Raw genomic sequence first — 23,295 nt, 5'->3', positions numbered from 1 at the left:
AGGGTGCCGGGTATAACGCTCGGCCGATAAATCGGAACGGCGATGGCCGGCCGGCGAATGGTGACCCGGGTGTTCACGCGTCTGAGTAAAGCAGCCCTTGATCCCTGTTTACCCGGTCGACGATGAAATGCCAGCTGCGGTTAACGGCGTCGAAGCGATGCAGGTCGCGGTTGGTGGATATCCAGTAATGCCGCACGAAGCGCAGGTCGTCGGTCAGCACCCGGGCCAGGCGCGGCTCGTGCGCCGCCATGTAGTCGGGCAGGATCGATAGCCCCACGCCTGCCAGCGCCGCTTCCTTCTGAGCGCCGATGGTGGTGCTTTGGAACACGAAATTCAGCTGCGGCGCGATCTCGTAGTGATACCTCAGTTCGCCGGTGAACAGCCTGTTGTCGATATAGCCGATCCATCCATGATCAATGAGCTGGCTGCGATGGCGAATGGCGGCGTGCCGGGCGAGATAGTCGTGGCTGGCATAAACGCCCAGCGTATAGGCGGTCAGCAGACGCCGGATCACGAATTCCCCGGTCGGCTGCTCCAGCGTGATGCTGATATCGGCTTCACGGCTGGTGACGGTGGTCGACTTGGGCAACGAGATGAAATCGATATCGATACCGCTGTCGGGTACCCAGGCCGCAATGCGGCGTGACAGGTAGTTGTCGCCCAGCCCTTCGGTGACGCCGATGCGTACGCGCGATCGTGCGCCCGGCGCCTCGATCCCCTCCAGGCCGAGACGAAGATTGCGTTCCAGATTTTCGGCGTGGCGTAACAGGCCCATGCCGACGTGGGTCAGCTTGAAACCGTCGCCTGTCTGCACGAACAACTGTACGTCGAGCGCGCTTTCGAGTACCCGGATACGGTTGCCGACAGTCACACGAGAGGCGTCGAGCACACGTGCGGCCCGGGTCAGGCGCCCGTGTCGGGCAAGCGCCAGAAAATACTTCAGGTCGTTCCAGTTTGTCGCGAGTAGTTGGGCTTCGTCTGACATGTCAGCCAAGGTGGAATAGTGACGAGCGTAAAAATTATGACATGCGCTGTAATGATTTTTATCTATCGCAGGGCCGGCATGAGCGGCTAGCTTCTCGATATTGAATCAATCGAGAAGATGTCTTGGTGATGAAAGCGAACACGGCTGTATCCGTGGTGCAGCACGCGCCCGGCGACATGGGGCAGATGGAAGCCAACCTGGTCTATATCGAGCAGCGGCTCGAAGAGGAAGGCCAGCGTGGCAGTGAACTCGTGGTGTTTCCTGAAATGGGCATCACGAGTTTTTTCCGGCACGAACCCGGCGGCTATGAACGCTACTGGCGCGAAGCTACGATCGAGCTCAACGGTCCGGAACTCGGTCGTGTGGCCGCCGCGGCCCGGGCCGCCAATACCCATGCCGTGGTCGGGTTCGCCGAGCGTGCAGATACCACCGGCGTGGTCTACAACAGCGCCGCATTGATCGGCCCAGACGGTCTGCTCGGGGTTACCCGAAAGGTCCACCTGCCAGGTCTGGAAAAGCTCTATTACACGCCTGCAGATTCGATCGAAGTAATCGATAGTCCGCTCGGACGTATCGGTATCGCGATCTGCTACGACGTGATGTTCCCCGAGTATTTCCGAGCGCTGTCCGACCAGGGCGCAGAGATCATCGTGTTCTGTTCGTCCACCTGGCGCGGTGGCGCCAAGGGCGGGGTCGGAATCGAGCACGTCAAACGCGATTACTGGGCGGCGCTGCCGATGGTCACGGCGATACAGAACCAGGCCTTCGTCGTGGGCTGCAACGCCTGCGGAAGCCTCGATATGGGCTCTCAGGCCGGTGTCTGGGAGCGCCTCGGGCTGAGCCAGATCGTCGCGCCGACCGGCCAGATCCTTGCGACGGCGGGTGAGCGCGACAGCGAAATTCTAAGGGCCGAGCTGGATAGGGAAGACCTGATCGCTGCCCGCACCAGTTATCGCTTTCTGACTGATCGGCTGCTCTAGCAACCCGGTATCGCTTGGAAGGCGTTGAAAACAGCTGACGAAGCCAGCTGTTTTCGTGCCGGATTAATAATCACTGAAATTGGGGGAGTCAACGTGAACGACACGCGAATAATGATATGGATCGGCCTGGTGATATTTTTGGCGCTGATTGCCGTGCTCGGCTATATCGGCTCCAAGAAAACCGCCACCATCGCCGACTTTTCCATCGCCGGGGCGTCGCTGGGGCCGGTCGTGCTGGGTCTGGCCTATGCCGCGACTTTTTTCAGCGCCTCGACTTTCGTTGGCTATACCGGCTGGGCCTACGAATGGGGCTTTTCATCGCTTTGGATATTCCTGACCCTGATCGCGGCCTCGCCGCTGGGCTTGATCGTCATTGCCAAGCGCGCACGGGCAATGAATATCAGTCAGAAGTCATTGTCGCTGCCCGATTGGCTGGGCGATCGCTATAACAGCGACTTCGTGCGGGTCGGCGCCGCGTTGATCTGTCTTTTCAACATTTTCTATATCGCCGCACAGTTTGCTGCAGGGGCCTGGATCTTCAACACCCTGCTCGGGTTGCCTTACGACGTCGGCGTCGTTTTCATCGCCGTCATCGTGGTGGCCTATGTGTTCGGTGGCGGTTCCTATGCCGATATCTATACCGATGCGGCCCAGGCCCTGCTGATGGTGATCATGGGGGTGCTGGTGTTCGTCTCCGTGTTCTGGATGTTCGACGGCGGCCTCACCGCCGCGCTGACCGAAATATCGCAGACGCTGGAAGCGCGCGACCCCAATCTGGTGGCCGTGACCAATCCCGATTCGATCGTGTTCTATTCGGTGCCGGCCATCGTGGGCGCTTTCATCATCCAGTTTGCGTTCGCCGCCCAGCCGCAGCTGTTCAACAAGGTGCTGGCGCTCAAGGACCCGAAAGATATGCGCCGCATGATTATCGTCTATATCGTGGCGGCGCTTGGCTTCCTGCTGGTCATATTCGGGGGGTTGTATGCCGCGGTGACCATTGACGTCGACAACCTGGATACCAGTTTGCTCCAGTACGTGACCGTCGCCTTCCCGCCGATCGTATCGGCGTTTCTCGGCCTGGTCATCATCGCCGCGGCTATGTCCACCACCGACGGGATTTTCGTGGTGATGTCCACGATCGTGGCCAACGATATCTACCTGAAGGTTCTTGTACGACGTGGCTATATAAAGAAATCGCCGGCCGAAGCGGAACGCTCGGCGCTGCTGCTGTCGCGTATTTCGGTCATCGTAGTCGGCGTGGTCGCGTCTTTGATCGTGTTCAATCCCCCCGAGTCGATCGGCATGTTCATTTGGGTGGGTATTTCCGGGGTGGCCTCGGGCACGCTCGGGCCGTTGCTGGCCAGCCTGTTCTTCCCGGCCTTGGCCACGCGGGCTGCCGCCTCGTATTCCCTGGTCGCCGGTCTGGTCGCCTATCTGGCCATTATGTTCACGGATGCGATCAAGAGCACCATGGCCGCCGGCTCGGTCGGCGTACTGATCGGTCTGACGGTCATGCTCGTGGTCGGCATCGCCACCCGTCACCATCTCACCACACAGGAGGGCTGAAGCATGTGGGTCAACGAAATGATGACTATCTGGCTCTATGGAACCATCGGGGCGTTGGCGGTCTGCGGGCTCGGTCTGGCCCTGTGGTACCGCGACTGAGCCGGTCAGGTGTTTGCTTGCTGCCCGTAGGCGGGCAGCAAGCGCTAACGCCGATCTTATAGCTCGAACTCGGCGACCACCGGCACATGATCGGAGGGGCGCTTGCGGCCGCGCTCGCCCACGTGCGCCTTGCACTCGCGGCAGACCCCGACCAGCGCCGGGGTGGCCAGCACGTGATCGATACGCAGCCCGGCATTACGTGCCCAGCCGCCGTTGCGGTAATCCCACCAGGTAAAACGATGGCGACCTTCGCGTTCGTCGAACAGCCGCCAGCAGTCGGCAAGCCCGTTATCGAGCAGGGTCTGCAGGGCGGCGCGCTCGGGCGGTGAACACAGGATACGGCCTTCCCATTTGTCGGGATCGTAGGTGTCTTCCGGACGTGGGGCGATATTGAAATCGCCGGTGAGCACCAGCTTGTCGTGTGACGCCAGTTCGTTTTTCAGCCAGCTGGCCAGTGCTTCGAACCAGGCCAGTTTGTATTCGAACTTGGGTGAATCCAGGGCCTGGCCATTGGGGCAATACACACCGATGACACGCACGCCGTTTACGGTGGCCGCGATTACGCGCTTGTGGTCATCCTCGAAGCCGGGCAGCGCATAGGCGACGTGCTCGGCCGGCGTTTTCGTGAGCAGGGCCACGCCGTTGTAGGTTTTCTGGCCGGTGAATACGGTTTGGTAGCCGGCCTCCAGGATCGCATCCTGCGGAAACTTGTCGTCGGTGAGCTTGGTTTCCTGCAATGCGAGCGCATCGACCGGGTTCTTCTCCAGCCAGGCCAGCACATGTTCCAGGCGCACGTTGAGCGAGTTCACGTTCCAGGTCGCAATCCGCATGAGTCCGAATCCAAGACGGTTTAGGGGGGCGCCCGCCGGGTGTGCCGGGAACGGCGCGTCGTCTGAAAAGACGTGCGCGACCGGCGGCGACAGGTTGGGTTAAAGCATCATTGTAGCCGCCCGACATGTCTCGGGTGCAATGAGGGTCGGAGACGGTATTACGGTCGGCGCTGGCTGCGTCACGCTTGAGTCGTCGCAGCGTAAGACGTTCGTCGTATTGAAGTATTGTATGACAATATTTTAATTTGGCGACCATCGCAGGTAGTGATCGGCAGCGGCCAAACACTGGTGAGTCGTGCTGGAGATCGGAGGAAACGCTTTGACCACGGAAACCTATCGCGTCTACGCGATTAAATATGCCCAGCACGAACGCATGGCCCGCGATAACTTCATCGGCGGCGATATCCATGACGGGCCCATGCCGATGGACTATTTCGTGTGGGCCATCGTCGGCCGCGATCGGGTGATCGTGGTCGACACCGGCTTCGACGAGGCGATGGCCGCCAAGCGCGGTCGCGAGATCGTGCATCCGGTGGCGCAAGGGCTGGCGAAAATCGGTATCGACCCCGATGCCGTGCCCGACGTCGTCATTACCCACATGCATTACGACCACGCCGGCAATCACGATTTATTTCCCCACGCGCGGTTTCATGTGCAGGACCGCGAGATGGCGTTCTGTACGGGGCGTTGCATGTGCCACGAGGCGGTGCGGCATCCGTTCGCGGTCGAAGACGTCAAGGCCATGATCGACCGGCTCTACGCCGGTCGCGTGCGGTTTCACGAGCCCGTGGATCAGCTCGCCCCCGGTATCACGCTGCACTGCGTCGGCGGCCATTCGGACGGCTTGCAGGTGCTGCGCGTGTTCACCCAGCGGGGCTGGCTGGTGCTCGCCTCGGACGCCGCGCACTACTACGCCAACCTCGAACGCGAACTAGCCTACCCCGTCGTATTCAACATCGGCGACATGATGGCCGGCTACGACACCGTGCGCCGGCTCGCCGACAGCGAAGATCACATCGTGCCGGGCCACGACCCGCGCGTGTTGCGGATTTATCCCGCCGCAGCCGACGACACCGAAGGCTGGATCGCGCGTGTTGATCTGCCGCCGATTACAGACTGACCATTCTCTCGAGAGGCAATACCCCATGATCGTAGAAATGCGCGTCTACTATTGCGCCCCCACCCGCCTGCCGGCGCTGCTGGCTCGCTTTCGCGACACGACGCTGGGTTTTTTCGAAAAATACGGCATCGAGCAGATCGGCTTCTGGACCACCGTCGTCGGCCAGGACAACCACGCGCTGACCTACATGCTCAAGTGGGACAGCATGGCGCAGCGCGAAGCCCGTTGGAGCGCGTTCCAGAGCGATGAGGACTGGATCGCCAAGCGCAACGAGACCGAAAGGCACGAGCCGATCGTCGCGCGTATCGAAAACAGTTTTCTGGCGCCGACCGATTTCTCGGCGCTGCGCTATCCAATTTCCGGGTGATCTCGATGAGCAAGCAAACGATAGGTTTTATCGGCCTGGGCATGATGGGCCGTCCGATGAGCCAGGCGCTGGCCCGTGCCGGCTTTCAGGTGGCCGTGCTGGATGCCGACGACGCGCGCACCGAGGCGCTGTGTCGGGAGGGCTTGACCCGGTTGACGCCCGCCAATGCCGGCACGCTGGATGTGTTGATCACGATGTTGCCGAATTCGGACATCGTGGAAGAGGTGTTGCTGTCGCAGGGCTGGGCCGATCGGCTGGCGCGCGGCGCGACGGTGATCGATATGAGCTCGTCCGAACCGGTGCGTTCGCGCGAGCTGGGGCGTCGCTTGCACGACGCCGGTCTGATTTATCTCGATGCCCCGGTCTCCGGCGGCGTCAAACGCGCGACCGAAGGCGCGCTATCCATTCTGGTCGGCGGCCAGGCGCAGGCGCTGCAGGCTTGTCGGCCGGTGCTGGACGCCATGGGGCGGTCGATTCTGCACATCGGCGATGCCGGCGCCGGCCACGCGGCCAAGGCGCTGAATAATTTCGTGTCGGCGGCCGGGCTGATGGCCACGGCGGAAGCGCTCGGCGTCGGCCGGCGGTTCGGCATCGATCCGTCGGTGATGACGGACGTGCTCAACGCCTCGACCGGGCGCACCAATACCTCCGAGAACAAAGTCAAGCAGTTCATGCTCAACGACAGCTTTGCCTCAGGTTTCTCGCTGCGGCTGATGGACAAGGATCTGGGCATCGCCGCGTCGCTGGCCGAGTCGGTCGATCACCCGCTGAGCTTCGGTCGCCACTGTATCCAGACGTGGCATGCCGTGGCCGAGCGCGTCGAACCGAGCGCCGACCACACCGAAATGTACCGCTTCTTGAACGAGAACGACTAAAAGGGCCTGCCCCATGCCGGACTTGTCGAAGTTCTATATCGACGGCGCCTGGGTCGCGCCGAGCGCGCCGCGCGATTTGTCCTTGATCGACCCGGTCACCGAGCAGCCCATGGGCACGCTCGCCATGGGCAATGGCGCCGACGTTGACAAGGCCGTGGCGGCCGCGCGCGCTGCGTTTCCTGATTTTGCGGCGACAGCGGCCGCCGAGCGTGTTGCGTTGCTGCGGCGGATTCTGTCGCTGTATCGGGCACGCTATGACGAGTTCGCCGAGGCGATGCGCCGCGAGATGGGCTCGCCCATCACCTTTGCCAAGAACGGGCAGGCCGCCCGCGGGCCCGCGCATCTTGAGCCGTTGATCGAGGTGCTCGAACACTTTGCCTTCGAGCAGGATTGCGGTACGACGCGGTTGCGCTACGAGCCCATCGGGGTCTGCGGCCTGATCACCCCCTGGAACTGGCCGATCAACCAGGTGGTGGTGAAGGTGGCGCCGGCCTTGGCCGCCGGCTGCACCGTAGTGCTCAAGCCTAGCGAATTTTCCGCGATCAGCGCGCTGATGTTCGCCGAGGTGCTCGACGAGGCCGGCGTGCCGACCGGCGTGTTCAATCTGGTCAACGGCGACGGGCCCAACGTGGGTGCGCGCATCACGGCCCATCCCGATATCGACATGGTGTCGTTCACCGGTTCGACCCGTGCGGGTATCGAAGTCGCCCGCACCGCCGCCGATACCGTCAAGCGCGTGGCGCAGGAGCTCGGCGGCAAATCGGCCAACGTGTTTCTCGACGATGTCGAGCTGGCACCGGCGGTGGAGCGGGCGGTGGCCGCCTGCTTCACCAATGCCGGGCAGTCCTGCTCGATCCCGACGCGCTTGCTCGTGCCGCGCGAGTGGATGGGCGAAATCGCGGATCTGGCGGCCGCGGCCGCCGCGGGCTATGTCGTCGGCGCCACGGACGACCCGGCGACCCAGATCGGCCCGCTGGTCAATGGCGCGCAATACGCGCGCGTGCAGCAGTTGATCCGACAGGGCATTGACGAAGGCGCGCGGCTGGTCGCCGGCGGGCCGGGTCGCCCGCAAGGCCTCGAGCGCGGTTATTTCGTAAGGCCCACCGTGTTTGCCGATGTCACGCCCGACATGACGATAGCCCGGGAGGAAATCTTCGGCCCGGTGCTGTCGATCATCGGCTACGACAGCGAAGACGAAGCCGTCGCGATCGCCAACGGCACCGCCTATGGCCTGGCGGCTTATGTCCAGAGCACGGACATCGAGCGCGCACGTCACATGGCGCGCCGACTCAACGGCGGTCAGGTGCATATCAATTATCCGCCGGCTGATTTCAAGGCGCCGTTCGGCGGTTATCGGCATTCCGGCAACGGCCGCGAGTGGGGCGAGGCCGGTTTGTACGAATACCTCGAAACCAAGGCCATGATCGGCTACGGCAGCGGCTAAAAAATTTTCGACTAGTATTAATACATTAATACAATTTAAGTCCGTTCTGGAGAGACTTCATGCAAGACCGCGACAGCGAGATGTTCGAGAAAGGTTTCGAGAACCGGAAAAAGGTGCTCGGCGCGACCCACGTCGAAAATTCCTGGAAACGCGCGGATGATTTCAATCGCCCGGTGCAAAAGCTGGTCACCGAATACTGCTGGGGCGAGGTGTGGGGCGACGACACGCTCGATCACCGTACCCGCAGCCTGCTCAATCTGGCGATGCTCAGCGCCATGGGCCAGCACCACGAGCTCGCGGTCCACGTCAAGGGAGCGCTCAACAACGGGGTGACCCGCGACGAGATCCAGGCGGTGCTGATGCAGACGCTGGTCTATTGCGGCGCGCCGGCGGCGCTGGCGGCGTTTCGTACCGCCAGCCATGCGATTGCCGAGTGGTGTGAGGAGCACGCCTGAAAAAAGCAAAAGGGGCCGGTGTCTGGTCATTGACTTGACGTTCGAGCCTCACGCCATTCCTGGCGCGTAGGTTAAGAAATTACAAAGAAATAGCGAGGAGAAAAGCCATGGCGATAACCACGCCCGCCGCGGGTCGCGCATCGGATGCGTATACAGATCAAGGAGAAAAAAGAAAAAGTGCTATAAAAGGTGCATTTTTTTCCGAATATATCGACATGTTCGATATTTATCTGCCGGTCATCGTCTTGGCGCCGGTCATGTTCGTCTTTCAGCCGCCAAATCTGTCGGTGGCGGCCGAGACCGTGCTGGCCTCTTTTGTGTTCATCACCACCCTGCTCGGGCGTCCGATCGGCGCCCTGCTGTTCGGCATGGTGGCCGACAAGATCGGACGGCGCGCCGCCTCGATCTATTCGGTTTCCGGATTCGGCGTCGTCACGCTGCTCATCGCCTGCGTGCCGAGCTATGAGGTGTTGGGTCTGGGCTCGTACGTTCTGCTGGTAGTGCTGCGATTTGTCGACGGCATCTTTCTCGGCGGCGGCTATACCGGCGCCATGCCGTTGGCGATCGAGTTCTCGCGCAAAGAGCAGCGCGGCTTCGTCGGCGGGTTGATTCTGGCCGGCTTCCCGGCCGCCTATGTATCGATCAATCTGATCTCGATGCTGATGTTCTTTCTATTCCCGCTGGACGGCATCGATTCGCCGTACGCCACGATTGGCTGGCGTATTCCATTCGTCGTCGGCGGCGCCCTGGCCGGGCTGCTGGCGCTGTATTACATGCGCTATGTCTCCGAATCGGACGTCTGGAAGCAAAAGGAGGGGGAAATCGAGCAAAAGCCTGAAAAGCTGCCGTTGTCCAGCCTCTTGAAAGGCCGCAGCGGCCGCAACCTGCTGCAGGTACTGGTTCTGATGACCGGGTTCTGGCTGACCCAGAACATCATCACGATCTTTCTGCCGACGGGACTGCTGGTGCAGACCCTGCATCTCGACGGCTTCCAGCTCACCACCACCTTGATGATCACCTATACGGTGCTTTTCTTTAGCTATATCGGCGCCGGACTGCTGGGCCAGAAGATCGGCCGCCGCCGGTTCTTCGTCATCAACGGGCTGCTGATCGCCACGGTGGGCGCCGCCTTGCTGTACTGGATCGGTCATGCGCCGGGTATGGCGTTCGCGCCGCAGGTGGCGCTGGTCTGCCTGCTGGCAGTGTTGGTCACCGCGCCCTGGGGCGTGATCGTGACGTATATCAATGAGCGCTTCGTGACGGACGTGCGGGCCACCGGCTTCGGCATCGGTTTCAGCCTGTCGGTGGTGCTGCCTTCGTTCTACGCGGTGTACATGGGCTGGCTGGGCGAGTTCATGCCGTTTTCCTGGACGCCGTCCGTATTGCTGACGATCGGCGGTCTCATCGGCGCGATCGGCGCCTTGATGGGCCCGGAGACCAAGCACGTCGATTTCGAGTCCCATGAGTAACGTCCGTCGCGGGCGCATCAACAAGGAATACCGTCATGAGTGATCAACGTATCGGCTTCATCGGCCTCGGCAACATGGGCGGGCGCATGGCCCGATGCCTGCTCGACGCCGGCATCGAGGTCGTCGGCTACGACGCCGACGATAAGGCCGCGCAGCGTATCGGCGTCACCCCGGCACCTTCGATCGCCGAGGTGGTGGGGGCGGCCGACATCGTGCTGATGTCGCTGCCCGATAGCCATATCGTGGAAAAAGTGGTCGAAGGTAGCGACGGCGTGCTCGACGCCGGCCGCAGCGGGCAGATCGTCGTCGATCTGAGCACGGCCTCGGCGAGCTCGACCAAGCGCCTGGCCGCGCGCTTGGCCGAAAAGGACATGGCCTACGTGGATGCCGGGGTGTCCGGCGGCGCGGCGGCCGCCGAGCGCGGCGCGCTGACGCTCATGGTTGGCGGCGATCCGGCCGCGATCGAGCGGCTCGGATGGGTCTGGGAGCCGATCGCCAAGTCGGTCGTCGTCATGGGCGACAGCGGCGCCGGGCATACCACCAAGCTGCTGAACAACTTTCTGAACGCGGTGAGCCTGGCGGCGACGTCGGAAGTCATGGTCGCCGGCAAGAAAGCCGGGCTCGATCTGCACAAGCTGCTGGAGGTGCTCAACTCTTCCAGCGGCGTCAATTTCGCGACCCTCAACCGGTTTCCGAAAATCGTCGACGGCGACTACCTGGAAGGCGGGCTGACATCGAAGCTCATGACCAAGGACGTGGTGCTGTACGGCGATCTTGTGCACGAGCTGGGGGTGTCGTCGATGAATATCTCCGGGCCGATGGCCAGCTTCGGCCTGGCCACCGCGCTCGGCTACGGCGACGTCATCAGCAACCGCGTCGTGGATGCGATCGGCGATATCGCCGGCGGCATTCGCCTGTACGAATCCTGAAAAGACAAAGGAGACTTCCTATGCAAATCTTTCACGGGCGCAACGACAACGCGCAATCCGAAAGTCGCGGTCCGACGTTCACCGGCCAGGTGTGGGCCGACCCGGTCATGCCGTCCACCGACGGCGTGACGATCAACAACGTGTTTTTCACGCCCGCGGCGCGTACCCACTGGCATACCCATGAGCGCGGTCAGATTCTGCAGGTGCAGTCCGGCAAGGGCTGGATTTGTACCGACGGCGAATCACCGCAGGCCATTCGGGCGGGCGACGTCGTCTGGATTCCGGCGGACGAGCGGCACTGGCATGGCGCCGCGGCCGACAGCTATCTCATGCACACCGCCATCTCGCTGGGCAAGACGAGCTGGGAAGACGCGGTGACCGACGCGCAGTATCCGGGGGCCGGGGCATGACAAGCCAAGCGCAGCTCAAGGCCGAAGTCGAGGAAACGCTGGGCTACTGGGACGAGTCCCAGCAGGCGTTCGCCGAGCTGGATGCGGGCTTCATGCAAGCCTGGCATCGGATGGCGGCATTACCGGCTCGCAAGAATCATCTCGGCGACAAGGTGCGGGCGCTGATCGGTCTGTCGGCCTCGGCGGCCGCGACGCATCTCTACACGCCCGGTATGCGTCGCCATGTGCGCAACGCGCTTGCTGCCGGCGCGAGTCAGGAAGAGATCGTGGAGGTGCTTGAGCTGACCGCCACCCTCGGCATTCACGCCTGCAACATCGGCGTGCCGCTGCTGCTCGAAGTGCTCGAGGAAACCGGCCATCGGCAAGGCGCGGCGGCGCTCGACGAACGTCAGGAAAAGCTCAAGGCCGAGTTTACCCAGGCGCGCGGCTATTGGCACAGCTTCTGGGACGGCCTGCTGGAGCTCGACCCCGATTTGTTCGAAGCATATCTGGATTTTTCTGCGTATCCCTGGCGGAACGGCGTCCTCGCGCCCAAGATCAAGGAGTTCGTCTACTGCGCCTTCGACGCGGCGGCCACGCATCTCTATGTGCCCGGATTGCGCATGCACATGAAAAACGCCATCGGCTATGGCGCGACCGCCGAGGAGATCATGGAGGTGCTGGAGATCGTCAGCGTGATCGGCATGCACGGCCCGGAGTCGGCGGCGCCGATCGTGCGCGACGAACTGAAGCGGCGATAAGCGCGGAGCGCCAATCACACCTAGGGTTGCGCCCGCTTGATTTGCTCGACCGGGGGCCGAATGATAGAACCCTCGCCGTCTTATTGTCAGACAGAGTGAAGGGATGCCCTCGAAAATCAGCGCCGTTCGTGCCGATACGCTTCGCAGACAGGTTGAAGACGCCGTGCGTCAGGCGATCACCTCGGGCAAATATGCCCCGGGCGAACGTCTGATCGAGCGCGAGCTCTGCGAAGGGCTGGGCGTGAGCCGCACGTCGCTGCGCGAAGCCCTGCGCAAGCTCGAGGCCGAGAAACTGGTCAAGATCGTGCCGCACAAAGGGCCGATGGTCGCTGTGGTGACACCCGAGGAAGCGCGAGAGCTCTACGAGATGCGCGGGCTGCTCGAAGGCTTTGCCGCGCGCGAGTTCGCGCTGCACGCCAGCGACAGCGCGGTCGCCCAGTTTCGCAAGACCGCCAAGAGCCTACGGACGGCGGCCGAGGCTGGCAATACCGACAAGGTGTTGAGTGCGAAGGGGCGGCTCTACGACATCATGCTGGTCAATTGCGGCAACAGCCTGTTGAGCGAAGTGCTGCATAGCCTTTTTTCGCGCATCAACCTATTGCGCGCCACGTCGCTCATGCATCCCGAGCGATTGCCGCACAGCCTGGCCGAGATCGACGAGCTGGCCGGTGCGTTCGAGGTGCGCGATGCGGACAAGGCACAAACGCTGGCGGCTAGGCATGTGGCGAACGCGTATCAAGTTGCTTTAACCATGTTGGGGGAACGAGACCGTCAGCAATGAACCTGCTGCAGCTCCAGAATACGGGCGCTGAACCGACTCGGCGAACGGGCGTCGAGAGCGTAAATTGATTAAGCGGCAGTGGGCGCGTCGAGCCCGCTGTGGCGCAGTAGCGCATCGATCGACGGTTCGCGCCCGCGAAAGGCCACGAAGTTGTCCAGCGCATCGCGGGTGCCGCCGCGTTCGAGCACTTCGGTGAGAAAACGCTGGCCGGTCGTGGTATCGAACAGGTCGGTTTCCTCGAAGGCCGAGAAGGCATCCGCGGAGAGCACTTCGGCCCATTTGTAGCTGTAGTAGCCGGCCGCATAGCCGCCCGCGAAAATATGCTGGAAGCTGTGCGGGAAGCGGTTGATCGCCGGCGGGGTGAGGACCGCCACTTCGGCCCGCACTTTGGCGAGCGTATCCAGGACCTGGCTTGCGCTGTTCGGGTCGTAGTCGCGATGCAGACGCAGGTCGAACAACGAAATTTCCACCTGACGCAGCATCTGCCAGCCCGCCATGTGGTTACGCGAGGCATAGAGCTTGTCGAACAGCGCCTGCGGCAGTGCTTCGCCGGTCTCGAAGTGGGCCGCGAACAGATCCAGCGACTCGCGTTCCCAGCACCAGTTTTCCATGAACTGGCTGGGCAGTTCGACGGCATCCCATTCCACGCCGGCGATGCCGGAGATCGGCCCGTAATCCACACGCGTGAGCATGTGATGCAGGCCGTGGCCGAATTCATGGAACAGCGTGGTCACCTCGTCGTGGGTGAGCAGCGCCGGTTCGCCGCCGATGGGCGGCGAAAAGTTGCAGGTCAGAAAGGCGACGGGCAGCTGCAGGCCCTGATCGTCCGCGCGTCGGCTCTGAAAGCCATCCATCCAGGCGCCGCCGCGCTTGCCTTCGCGGGCATAGGGGTCCAGATAGAACACGCCGCGGCGCTCGTCGGCGTCGTCGCGAATTTCGTAGACGGTGACGTCCTCATGCCAGGTGGATACCCCCTCGAGCGCGGCGATACGGATGCCGTAGAGTTTTTCCACCACCTTGAACAGGCCGTCGATGACCTTGGGCGCCTGAAAATAGGGGCGCAGGTCTTCCGCAGAGTAGTCGTAGCGCTGTTCCTTGAGCTTTTCGCCGTAGTAGCCCACATCCCAGGCTGCGAAGTCGTTGACGCCGTCGTCGGCCGCCAGGGACTTGAGTTCGGCCAGTTCTGCTTCGGCGGGCGCACGGCTGCGTTCGGCCAGATCGAGCAGGAAGGCTTCGATCTGGTCCGGCGTTTCCGCCATCTTGGTGGCCAGCGATTTCTCGGCATAGTTGGCGAAGCCGAGCAGACCGGCGGCTTCATGCCGCAATGCCAGGATTTCGTCGATGATCGCGCTGTTGTCGAATTCCCCTGCATTGGGGCCGACCTCGGAGGCACGACTGGAAAACGCTTCGTAGACCTCGGCGCGCAGCTCTCGATCGTCGGCATGGGTCATGATGGCGATAAAGCTCGGCGCATCCAGCGTCACCAGCCAGCCGTCGAGTTCCTTGTTGGCCGCGTTCTGGGCCAGCAGCGAGCGCGCCGAATCGGGCAGGCCGCTCAGGCGCTTTTCATCGGTGATGTGCTTGCGCCAGGCCTGGGTGGCATCGAGCACGTTCTGCTGGAACGTGGTCGACAGTTCGCTCAGCCGCTGGGCGATTTCGGCATAGCGTTTTTTATTGGCGTCATCGAGTGCCACGCCGGCCAGGCGGAAATCGCGCAGCATGTCGGTAACCACGCGCTGTTGCGCGGCATCGAGACGGTCGAATTCATCCGATTCGCGCAGACGCTGGACGGCTTCGAACAGTTCGGTGTTCTGGCCCAGTTCGGAGGAAAACGCGGTGAGTTTGGGCAGGCAGGCCTGGTAGGCCTCGCGCCAGGCCGGCGAGTCCATGACCGAATGCAGATGCGACACCGGCGAAAACGCCCGGCCGATACGGTCTTCGGCGGCGTCCAGCGGGGCGATGAGCTTATCCCAGCTCGGCTCGACGCTCTCGGCGATGGCGCGATCCACCGCACGCCGGGCATCGGCAATCATCCGCTCGACGGCCGGTTCGGCATGCTCGGGCTTGATGGCATCGAAATCCGGCAGCTGGCCGCCATCGAGCATGGTCACGAGTGGGTTGTTCTGGGTATCGGTCATGATGATCTCGTATACAAAGCGAAGACGACGCGCGGGCGTCGTGAATAGCCTTGAATGTGCGGCTGCCCCGCGCCCGATCAAGAGCGAACGACGACGCCGATGGACGGGGTGAATACAATGGGCTTCATCATATGGTCTGCGAGCAGTTATGAGCGAACATTTCGACCTGGTCGTCATCGGTGGTGGCAGTGGTGGTATGGCCACCGCGCGCCGCGCGGCCAGCTACGGCAAGAAAGTCGCGTTGATCGAGCGCGGTCGGCTGGGCGGCACCTGCGTGAATGTCGGCTGTGTGCCCAAGAAGGTGATGTGGCATGCCGCGGAATTCGCCCAGCACGCGGGTGACGCGGCGCACTATGGCTTCGCTACCGGCGTGCCCGAGCACGACTGGGCCAAGCTGGTGGATAACCGCGAGACGTATATCAAGCGCCTCAACGGCATCTATGCGCGCAATCTCGACAAGGACGACGTCGAATTCATTGCTGGCGATGCCCGCTTTGTCGGTGAGCGCCGCATCGCGGTCGGTGAGCGTGAGCTCGAAGCCGATCACGTGGTGATCGCGACCGGCGGCAAGCCGCACTGGCCGGATATTCCGGGCGCGGCTCTGGGCACCGATTCGGACGGCTTCTTTACCTGGCGCGAACGCCCGGCGAGCGTGGCTATCGTGGGCAGTGGCTATATCGCCGTCGAACTGGCCGGCGTGCTCAATGCGCTTGGCAGCGACGTCAAGCTGCTGCTGCGCAAGGACCACGTGCTCAAGGATTTCGATGCGATGCTCGGTGAAACGCTCATCGAGCGCATGAAAGAGGCGGGTATCGATGTGCAGATGAAGCGCAGGACCGCCGAACTCAGCGAGGCGGGCCCGCAGATCAAGGTCGATTTCGAGGATGGCGATTCGGTGACCGTCGACAAGCTCATCTGGGCGATTGGGCGGCTGCCCAATACCGATAATCTCGACCTCGAAAACGCGGGCGTGGCGCTGGCTGCCGACGGCACGATCATCGTCGACGAATGGCAGGACACCTCGATCGACGGTGTGCATGCGTTAGGGGATGTCACCGGTGCGATCGAACTCACGCCGGTCGCCATCGCCGCAGGCCGACGGCTGTCGGATCGGCTGTTCGGCGGCCAGCCCGATCGCAAGCTCGATTATCACAACATCCCGACCGTGGTGTTTACCCATCCGCCGATCGGCAGCGTCGGCCTGTCCGAGGCCGATGCCCGCGCCGAGTACGGCGACGAGGCGGTGAAGATCTATACCAGCCACTATGTCGCGCTCTATCACGGCGTGCTCGAACACAAGATACCGAGCGACATGAAGCTCGTATGCGTGGGCGATGACGAAAAAATCGTCGGCGCGCATGTGATCGGCGATGGTGCCGACGAAATGCTGCAGGGCTTCGCGGTGGCGGTGAAGATGGGCGCGACCAAGAAGGATTTCGACGATACCGTGGCGATTCATCCGACCAGTGCGGAAGAGTTCGTCACCATGACGTGAGGCCTCTACATAACTACTGCGCTCGGTATCTTGGCTGTCGGTGGTGCTCGAAATCCTCATGTATGCGCTTATACATTGCGGTTTCTGCGCTCCGGCGCCAGCTAACCTACCGTCGCTCGCTACGTTATGAAGAGGCCTCACTGTGCATAGATTTCTTCTCGGCTTGAGCGGCTTGGTCGTGTCTTCGTTACTCGCCGCATGCTCCGGGCAATTCTGGGCCAACGCCCTGACCCCGCGCTGGGGCTACGAGCGCCATGCGGATATTGCCTATGGTGATCTCGATCGTCAGACACTCGATGTCTATGTGCCCGACGACCTCGCGGCCGGCGCGCCGGTGGTGGTGTTCTTCTATGGCGGCAGCTGGCAGAGCGGCGACAAGGACGGCTACCGCTTTGTCGGCCAGGCGCTGGCTTCGCGTGGTTTCATCGCCGTGCTGCCCGACTATCGGCTGTATCCGCCGACGACGTTTCCGGGCTTCGTCGAAGACGGGGCCAAGGCCGTGGCCTGGGCGCATGAACATGCGCGTGACTACGGCGGCGAGGCAGCGCATCTGTTCGTGTCCGGGCATTCGGCGGGTGCGCATATCGCGGCCATGCTGGCCACCGATGGGCGCTATCTGCAGGGCGCCGGCATGGCGCGTGCGGATCTGGCGGGCTTTGTCGGTATGGCCGGGCCCTACGATTTTCTGCCCATTCGCGACCCGGCGCTCCAGCAGATTTTTGCCCCGCGTGACGCCTGGCCGCAGAGCCAGCCGATCCACTTCGTCGATGGCGGCGAGCCGCCGATGCTGCTCATGCATGGCGCGGCCGATACCACGGTCGAGCCCGCCAATAGCCGAAATCTGGCGGCTCGGGTCAATGCCGCGGGCGGGGCGGCCGAATTGCACATCTATGCCAAAACCAGTCATATTGGCCTGATCGCACCGCTTGCAGCGCCATTGCGCATGACCGGCAGTGAGCTCGACGACGTCGCATCGTTCGTTAAAAAAGTCGCCTCAGACAGCTCACGTTAAGCTTCGGCGTGTATCCTGCGCGGCTTAATTTAGTCGCTTACGTTCCCATGCGTCGTTTTGTCACAACAACGATATGCGTGCTCGTACTGCTGTGCGCGTCGATTTCTTCCGCCACTGCAGATTCGGTGGAATGGAAGGAACTCAGCGTTTCGGCCACGGCATACAATTCGGTGGCCTGGCAGACGACCGCCAATAAACCCTCGATTGCTGCCTGGGGCGACGAACTGCGTCCGGGCATGCGCGCGATTGCCGTATCGCGGGATCTCATCAAGCAGGGCCTGACCCATGGGGCGCGCGTGAAGATCGAAGGCATGCCCGGTGTGTATGTCGTGCGCGACAAGATGAACCGCCGCTGGAGCAACAAGATCGATATCTATATGGGCAAGGATGTCGACGCCGCGCGTGAATTCGGGGTACAACACGACCTGCGCATCAGCTGGGCCGAGCCGGATAGCTGAGCGTGCGCCGGCGTGATGCCGGTGTGTTCATCGAAACCCAAGGAGACACGATGCCCGGCAAGCTCGTATTGCTACGCCACGGCCAGAGCCAGTGGAATCTCGAAAACCGTTTTACCGGCTGGGTCGATGTCGACCTGACCGAGCAGGGGCGGGCCGAAGCGCGCGCGGCCGGCCGGCTGCTGGCCGAGGAAGGCCTGCGCTTCGATATCGTGTTCACCTCCGTGCTCCAGCGCGCGATCAAGACCATGTGGCTGGCGCTGGAAGAACTCGAACAGCCGTGGGTCGATGTCGTTCGCCACTGGCGTCTTAACGAGCGCCATTACGGCGGCCTGCAGGGCCTGGACAAGGCCGAAACCGCGGCCAAGCATGGCGAGGAACAGGTGCATATCTGGCGGCGCAGCTACGATATTCCGCCGCCGGAAATGGCAGCCGACGATCCGGGCCATCCGCGCAACGACCCGCGCTACCGGCATCTGGATGCTCGTGTCTTGCCGGGTACCGAATCGCTCGCGCTCACCCTCGATCGCGTATTGCCCTACTGGCACGATGCGATCGCGCCGCGCCTGAAAGCCGGCGAAACGGTGCTGGTCACCGCCCATGGCAACAGCCTGCGCGCGCTGGTGAAATATCTCGACGGTATCGCCGACGACGTAATCACCGGTGTGAATATTCCCACGGGTATTCCGCAGCTCTACACGCTCGACGACGAGCTCAATGTCATCGAGTCGCGTTATCTGGGCGATGCCGAGGCGGCCGAGGCCGCGGCGAAAGCGGTCGCCGATCAGGCCAAGTCGAAGTAATCGCCTTCGGCGCGCTCAGTGGCGTACGCCGATCACGAGCGCGCCGCTTTCGGCATCGATGAGGCCTGCGGCCACCAGCCAGGCGTGTGCGTCTTCGGCGTCGTCGGCAAACCAGGCCGCGGCGCTGCCCAGGCGAAAGGTATAGCCCCAGCGGTCCATGTCGGCGCACATACGCGTGCGGTCCATGCCGTCGAGGTGCTCGCTGGCCAGAATCTGCCAGTAGCACACGGCGTTTTCCTCGTCGTAGGTGCCGCCGGCGTTGGTGTGCAGGCCCGCGCGCCGGGTCTGATCCATGCACACATAGTGGCCTGCCTCGTGCATGGCCGAATGCACGGGCGTATCGGCGCGCACGTAGATTGTGTCGCCGATCAGGCCGGCTTCCTCGTCGCCCCAGAAGCTGCCGGGGATCGCCTGACCGGGAGCAACGCGCGCAAGCGTGAGTCCCAGGCCGGCGAAAAAGGCGGCCAGCGTGTCGAAACCCAGCGCCTCGACGCTGAGTACGCCATCTGTTTGCGGCACGACGTCCGGGCTTTGTCGTACGATATGCGGATTGCTCAATGCACAGGTGAAACGTGAAACTGCAAGCGAAATCCTATCTTATTGTCGCGATGATGGCTGCGGCCGTATTGACTGGTTGCGCCACCGGCCCGGCCGACAAGGCCGCTCAGGAAAGCGCGGCCGACCGCGTGCTGGCTGCCTACGATGTGCCGGACCTGCTCGCGCAGGCCGCACCGGCGGTGACCCAGTCGCTCAATCAGAATCTGCCCGACGATGTCGATGCAGCCACCCGCAGCACGCTGCGCGATGCCGTCTACGAGGCCTACGATCCGGCCACGCTGCAGCAGGACGTGCTCGACCGCCTGCGCGACGCCGCCGCGAAGGACGATCAGCAGCGCGCGCTGACCATGGCCGCGGACGCCCTGCATACACCGCTTGCCACGCGCATGATCAGCCTGGAGTCGGCCACCGGGGATCCGAACTTCGCCGAGAACTTCAAGGCATTCGTCGACCAGCCGGCCACGGACGAGCGCAAGCAGCGCCTGCGCCAGATCGATCTGCTGGCCAAGCACATGCAGATCGTCGAGTTGCAGACCGACTTCAACGTCACCCTGCTCGAAGCCATGATCCGCGCGCGGAATGTCGCCTCGGCCGAGGAATATCGGGTGGACAACAGCCGTGTCGAACAGATGGTGGCCGAAACGCGTGCGAACATCGGCAACAAGCTCGAGCAGCGTGTACCGTTGATGCTGTTGTACGTCTATCGAAACGTCGAGGACAGCACGCTGGCTGATTATGCAGCCCTGCAGGGCCAGCCGGAACTGGTCTGGACCAATCAGGCGCTCAAGTCCGCAATCATCGATACACTGGCCGCCGCGAGCGACCGCGTGACCGAAAACTTCAATTCCGCTTCCTAGCCGAGTCTCATGTCGATAATTACAGAAGATAGTCGTATTCGAGAAATCCTGGCCCAGACCCGCCGCGTGGCGGTGGTCGGGCTGTCCTCCAACCCTGATCGCGCCTCCTTCGGCGTGGCCCAGGCGTTGCAGGCCGAAGGCTTCGATATCGTGCCGGTGAACCCGAACGAAACCCAGGTGCTCGGCGAGAATGCCTTTCCGGATATCCGCCATGTCACCGGCATGGTCGACGTCGTGGATGTATTCCGCGCGCCCGAGCATGTGCCCCAGATCGTGGACGCCTGTATCGAACGCGGTGTACGCACGCTCTGGCTCCAGGAAGGCGTGGTTCACCACGAGGCCGCGCAGAAAGCTGTGAATGCCGGCATCGAAGTGGTCATGGACCGCTGCATGCTCAAGGAATACCGCCGCCTGCTGGGCTGATACGCCGCGCGGCGAAGCCGTTCGTTGCGCTTTTAGATCAGCCCGCACCGGCCCGCGCGCAGCATACGCGCGCCGGGCTTGATGCGAACGGTCACGCGCGAGCCGCGTGGCCGTTTTGTCGCTGCACCTCGACCAAGGTTGCATGGTCACGACTTGCCGTGGGCGGCGCGACGACACAGTATGGACGCAACTACGATTAATCCTTATGTACCGGGAGAAACCGTTTCATGGCTAACCTCAGCCCTATCGCCCTTATCCTTATCGTCGTGGTGTGCGCCGTGGTCGCGCTCGTCGTGGGTTATTTCCTGGGCAGCCGTTTCGGCGGCAAGAAATCGGTCGCCATGCGCGAGGCGACCGAAAAACACGACAGCTACAAGAACGACGTACGCGAGCATTTCGAGCAGACCTCGGCGATCATGTCGCGCATGGTCGACGACTACCGGGACATGTACCAACACATGGCCGAAGGCGCCGAGAAACTCGCCGAAATGCATCCCGAGAAGCTCGTGACACCGCCGCCCGCGCCGGAAGCGATCACCCGCGACAGCGCGGCCGACAAGCCGTCGGCGAAGACGCAGGCAGCGCAGTCCAAGCAGGGCAGTGCCGGGAAAGCGTCCGATGCCAAGGCCCAGCCCAAGCCGGCCGCCGCTTCGCAAAAAACCGCGACCGATAGCCAATCGTCTGAGCCTGCGAAGGCCGCCGAGCCGGGCGCAGCCGTGGGCAAGGCCGGCGATAAAAAGCCGGCGGACAGCAGCAAGGCCGGCGTGGCCGACAAGCCCGATGCCGCGGCAAAGGGCACGGCCAGCGCAGATGCCAAGGCCAAGGCCAAGGACGCGCCCAATCGCGATAGCGTCATGAACAGCGATTCTTCCAACGATCGCCCCTGGAACAAGGAAGAAAAAGCCAAGGACGGCAAGCGCTACGGTCTGGAGTGACCGGTAAGCGCAGGCGCACAGACGCTTGCGTGAAAAACGAAATGCTGTTCTGATTCAGCCGGCCCTGTGCCGGCTGTTTTCGTATGGAACGCCGGTGCATACGAAATAAAACGATGATCGAGGAGTACGCCGGTGGAACGCAGCAACACCCCTTACGGTAACTATCAGTTCGGTATCTACAGCGCCGGACTCAAGGGCCAACTGCCCACGTTGCCGTTGCGCTATGAAGACCTTCAGGCCCGCGCCCGCGAGGTGCTCGACCCCGCCGCGTACTGGTATGTGGCCGGCGGCGCGGGCGAGGCCTCGATGGCGGCGAACCGCAGCAGTTTCGATCGCTACCCCTTGTTGCCGCGCATGCTCACCGACGTCAGCGAACGTGATCTGAGCACGACCGTGCTCGGCAAGACACACGACACGCCCTTGATGCTCGCGCCGCTCGGCGTCCAGGAAATCCTGCACCCCGACGCCGAGTTGGCGGTCGCCCGGGCCGCCGCCGATGTCGGCGTGCCGATGATTCTGTCGACGGTTTCCTCCTATCCGATGGAGCAGGTCAAAAGCGAACTCGGCGATACCACTGGCTGGTATCAGCTTTACTGGCCCAACGACGACGATCTGGCGACCAGTCTCGTACAGCGTGCCGAGAAGGCTGGTTACGAGGCGATCGTGATTACGCTGGATACCAAGATGCTGGCCTGGCGCGAGCGCGATCTTGAAGGCGCGTATCTGCCGTTTCTACAGGGCAAGGGGCTGGCCAACTACACCAGCGACCCGGTGTTCTGTGCCGGGCTCGACAAGGCGCCGGAAGACGATGTGGTGGCCACCGTCAAGCACTGGTCGCAGGTCTATGCCTCGCCGGAACGCAGCTGGCCGGATCTGGCCAAGCTGCGCGCGGCGACCAATCTGCCCCTGATTCTCAAGGGCGTGCTGCACCCGGAAGATGCGCTGGCCGCACGCCGGGCCGGCATGGACGGCGTGATCGTGTCCAACCATGGCGGGCGTCAGGTCGACGGCAGTATCGCCGCGATCGATGCACTGGCCGGCGTGGTCGATGCCGTGGGCGATCATATGAGCGTGCTCTTCGATAGCGGCATTCGCCGTGGCGCGGACGTGCTCAAGGCCGTCGCCCTCGGCGCGGATGCGGTGCTCCTCGGGCGTCCCTTTGCCTGGGGGCTGGCCTGTGCCGGCGAGCAGGGCGTGGCCGAGGTGTTACGCCGCCTGCTGGCCGATATCGACCTCACCCTGGCGCTGACAGGCCACGACCGTATCGACGCGCTCAACCGAGCGGCGCTGGCGCCCATTCGCTATTGATTATGGCGTGCCCCGGCTTGCCTGCCGTGTTCCATGTTGGATTACGCGTCGCGAATCCAGTCTACGCCTGCTACCGGCCTCGGGGCCAGGCCGGAGCCGCGTAGGTTGGCTTAGGCCGCAGGCCGTAAGCCAACAGGAAACCGCCTCGAGGCTAGCCGCAGCCGCGGGGGCGACACGGCTTTAGTGCCGTGTTCTCATGTTGGATTACGCTTCGCTAATCCAACCTTGTATGTTGATACCCAGCGCCTGATACGCGACCAG

24 protein-coding genes are annotated in these 23,295 nt (G+C 62.7%); 20 read left to right on the top strand and 4 right to left on the bottom strand.

Features of this window, described 5'->3' with window-relative positions; all coding sequences use genetic code 11:
* Positions 1 to 73 precede the first annotated feature (73 nt).
* A complete protein-coding gene (locus T5B8_RS16350; RefSeq protein ID WP_353180462.1) occupies positions 74 to 985 on the bottom strand; it encodes a LysR family transcriptional regulator in 912 nt (303 codons plus the stop codon).
* A gap of 128 nt (positions 986 to 1,113) precedes the next feature.
* Here T5B8_RS16350 and T5B8_RS16345 point away from each other — a divergent pair, with 128 nt between their 5' ends.
* Both T5B8_RS16345 and T5B8_RS16340 read left to right on the top strand, forming a co-directional pair.
* Positions 1,114 to 1,965 carry a carbon-nitrogen hydrolase family protein gene (locus T5B8_RS16345; protein ID WP_353180534.1) on the top strand — a complete coding sequence of 284 codons (852 nt, stop codon included), beginning with the start codon at positions 1,114 to 1,116 and terminating at the stop codon, positions 1,963 to 1,965.
* 93 nt (positions 1,966 to 2,058) lie between these two features.
* Positions 2,059 to 3,531 (top strand): sodium:solute symporter family transporter, encoded by a 1,473-nt coding sequence (locus tag T5B8_RS16340; RefSeq protein ID WP_353180460.1) that lies wholly within the window; start codon positions 2,059 to 2,061, stop codon positions 3,529 to 3,531.
* A gap of 155 nt (positions 3,532 to 3,686) precedes the next feature.
* Here the strand turns inward: T5B8_RS16340 and xth are convergent, their stop codons facing one another.
* Positions 3,687 to 4,460 carry an exodeoxyribonuclease III gene (gene xth, locus T5B8_RS16335; protein WP_353180458.1) on the bottom strand — a complete coding sequence of 258 codons (774 nt, stop codon included), beginning with the start codon at positions 4,458 to 4,460 and terminating at the stop codon, positions 3,687 to 3,689.
* Positions 4,461 to 4,833: 373 nt separating this feature from the next.
* Here xth and T5B8_RS16330 point away from each other — a divergent pair, with 373 nt between their 5' ends.
* From T5B8_RS16330 to T5B8_RS16285, 10 genes are all read left to right on the top strand, one after another.
* Complete coding sequence (locus T5B8_RS16330; RefSeq protein ID WP_353180533.1) at positions 4,834 to 5,580, top strand: N-acyl homoserine lactonase family protein; 747 nt, start codon at positions 4,834 to 4,836, stop codon at positions 5,578 to 5,580.
* A gap of 25 nt (positions 5,581 to 5,605) precedes the next feature.
* Positions 5,606 to 5,947: an NIPSNAP family protein gene (locus T5B8_RS16325; RefSeq protein ID WP_353180456.1), complete on the top strand. Its 342-nt coding sequence runs from the start codon at positions 5,606 to 5,608 to the stop codon at positions 5,945 to 5,947.
* A gap of 5 nt (positions 5,948 to 5,952) precedes the next feature.
* On the top strand, positions 5,953 to 6,822 hold the full coding sequence (locus T5B8_RS16320; protein ID WP_353180454.1) for an NAD(P)-dependent oxidoreductase: 870 nt from the start codon (positions 5,953 to 5,955) through the stop codon (positions 6,820 to 6,822).
* A gap of 13 nt (positions 6,823 to 6,835) precedes the next feature.
* Positions 6,836 to 8,266, top strand: a complete 1,431-nt coding sequence (locus T5B8_RS16315; RefSeq protein ID WP_353180452.1) for an aldehyde dehydrogenase family protein — start codon at positions 6,836 to 6,838, stop codon at positions 8,264 to 8,266.
* Between the two features lie 59 nt (positions 8,267 to 8,325).
* Positions 8,326 to 8,721 carry a carboxymuconolactone decarboxylase family protein gene (locus T5B8_RS16310; protein ID WP_353180450.1) on the top strand — a complete coding sequence of 132 codons (396 nt, stop codon included), beginning with the start codon at positions 8,326 to 8,328 and terminating at the stop codon, positions 8,719 to 8,721.
* Positions 8,722 to 8,828: 107 nt separating this feature from the next.
* On the top strand, positions 8,829 to 10,190 hold the full coding sequence (locus tag T5B8_RS16305) for an MFS transporter (protein WP_353180448.1): 1,362 nt from the start codon (positions 8,829 to 8,831) through the stop codon (positions 10,188 to 10,190).
* A 35-nt stretch (positions 10,191 to 10,225) separates the two neighbouring features.
* The gene (locus tag T5B8_RS16300; protein ID WP_353180446.1) at positions 10,226 to 11,119 is read left to right on the top strand and encodes an NAD(P)-dependent oxidoreductase; all 894 of its coding nucleotides are present in this window, start codon (positions 10,226 to 10,228) and stop codon (positions 11,117 to 11,119) included.
* 20 nt (positions 11,120 to 11,139) lie between these two features.
* Positions 11,140 to 11,529, top strand: a complete 390-nt coding sequence (locus T5B8_RS16295) for a cupin domain-containing protein (protein ID WP_353180445.1) — start codon at positions 11,140 to 11,142, stop codon at positions 11,527 to 11,529.
* Complete coding sequence (locus tag T5B8_RS16290) at positions 11,526 to 12,269, top strand: carboxymuconolactone decarboxylase family protein (RefSeq protein ID WP_353180444.1); 744 nt, start codon at positions 11,526 to 11,528, stop codon at positions 12,267 to 12,269. The genes T5B8_RS16295 and T5B8_RS16290 overlap by 4 nt, the downstream gene beginning before the upstream one ends.
* A gap of 103 nt (positions 12,270 to 12,372) precedes the next feature.
* A complete protein-coding gene (locus tag T5B8_RS16285; protein ID WP_353180442.1) occupies positions 12,373 to 13,050 on the top strand; it encodes a GntR family transcriptional regulator in 678 nt (225 codons plus the stop codon).
* A 68-nt stretch (positions 13,051 to 13,118) separates the two neighbouring features.
* Here the strand turns inward: T5B8_RS16285 and T5B8_RS16280 are convergent, their stop codons facing one another.
* Positions 13,119 to 15,188, bottom strand: a complete 2,070-nt coding sequence (locus T5B8_RS16280) for a M3 family metallopeptidase (RefSeq protein ID WP_353180440.1) — start codon at positions 15,186 to 15,188, stop codon at positions 13,119 to 13,121.
* Positions 15,189 to 15,336: 148 nt separating this feature from the next.
* On the opposite strand from T5B8_RS16280, the gene gorA reads away from it, so the two are divergent.
* The 4 genes from gorA (at position 15,337) to gpmA (ending at position 18,953) form a co-directional block, all read left to right on the top strand.
* Positions 15,337 to 16,683 (top strand): glutathione-disulfide reductase, encoded by a 1,347-nt coding sequence (gene gorA / locus T5B8_RS16275; RefSeq protein ID WP_353180438.1) that lies wholly within the window; start codon positions 15,337 to 15,339, stop codon positions 16,681 to 16,683.
* A gap of 142 nt (positions 16,684 to 16,825) precedes the next feature.
* Positions 16,826 to 17,695: an alpha/beta hydrolase gene (locus tag T5B8_RS16270; protein WP_353180436.1), complete on the top strand. Its 870-nt coding sequence runs from the start codon at positions 16,826 to 16,828 to the stop codon at positions 17,693 to 17,695.
* Between the two features lie 77 nt (positions 17,696 to 17,772).
* Entirely contained in the window at positions 17,773 to 18,153 is a 381-nt protein-coding gene (locus T5B8_RS16265) for a 3D domain-containing protein (protein WP_353180434.1), read from the top strand.
* Between the two features lie 50 nt (positions 18,154 to 18,203).
* The gene (gene gpmA, locus T5B8_RS16260; protein ID WP_353180432.1) at positions 18,204 to 18,953 is read left to right on the top strand and encodes a 2,3-diphosphoglycerate-dependent phosphoglycerate mutase; all 750 of its coding nucleotides are present in this window, start codon (positions 18,204 to 18,206) and stop codon (positions 18,951 to 18,953) included.
* Between the two features lie 15 nt (positions 18,954 to 18,968).
* Here gpmA and T5B8_RS16255 read toward each other — a convergent pair whose 3' ends face one another.
* Positions 18,969 to 19,472 carry a hypothetical protein gene (locus T5B8_RS16255; protein ID WP_502950756.1) on the bottom strand — a complete coding sequence of 168 codons (504 nt, stop codon included), beginning with the start codon at positions 19,470 to 19,472 and terminating at the stop codon, positions 18,969 to 18,971.
* A gap of 53 nt (positions 19,473 to 19,525) precedes the next feature.
* Here T5B8_RS16255 and T5B8_RS16250 point away from each other — a divergent pair, with 53 nt between their 5' ends.
* From T5B8_RS16250 to T5B8_RS16235, 4 genes are all read left to right on the top strand, one after another.
* A complete protein-coding gene (locus tag T5B8_RS16250; protein WP_353180430.1) occupies positions 19,526 to 20,368 on the top strand; it encodes a hypothetical protein in 843 nt (280 codons plus the stop codon).
* Between the two features lie 9 nt (positions 20,369 to 20,377).
* A complete protein-coding gene (locus tag T5B8_RS16245) occupies positions 20,378 to 20,791 on the top strand; it encodes a CoA-binding protein (RefSeq protein ID WP_353180428.1) in 414 nt (137 codons plus the stop codon).
* A 227-nt stretch (positions 20,792 to 21,018) separates the two neighbouring features.
* Positions 21,019 to 21,726, top strand: a complete 708-nt coding sequence (locus T5B8_RS16240; protein ID WP_353180426.1) for a ZapG family protein — start codon at positions 21,019 to 21,021, stop codon at positions 21,724 to 21,726.
* A gap of 132 nt (positions 21,727 to 21,858) precedes the next feature.
* The gene (locus T5B8_RS16235; protein WP_353180424.1) at positions 21,859 to 23,034 is read left to right on the top strand and encodes an alpha-hydroxy-acid oxidizing protein; all 1,176 of its coding nucleotides are present in this window, start codon (positions 21,859 to 21,861) and stop codon (positions 23,032 to 23,034) included.
* Positions 23,035 to 23,295 lie beyond the last annotated feature (261 nt).

The sequence above is a fragment of the Salinisphaera sp. T5B8 genome (assembly GCF_040361255.1).
Classification (GTDB): domain Bacteria; phylum Pseudomonadota; class Gammaproteobacteria; order Nevskiales; family Salinisphaeraceae; genus Salinisphaera.
This window is presented reverse-complemented; position numbering and strand designations above follow the sequence as displayed.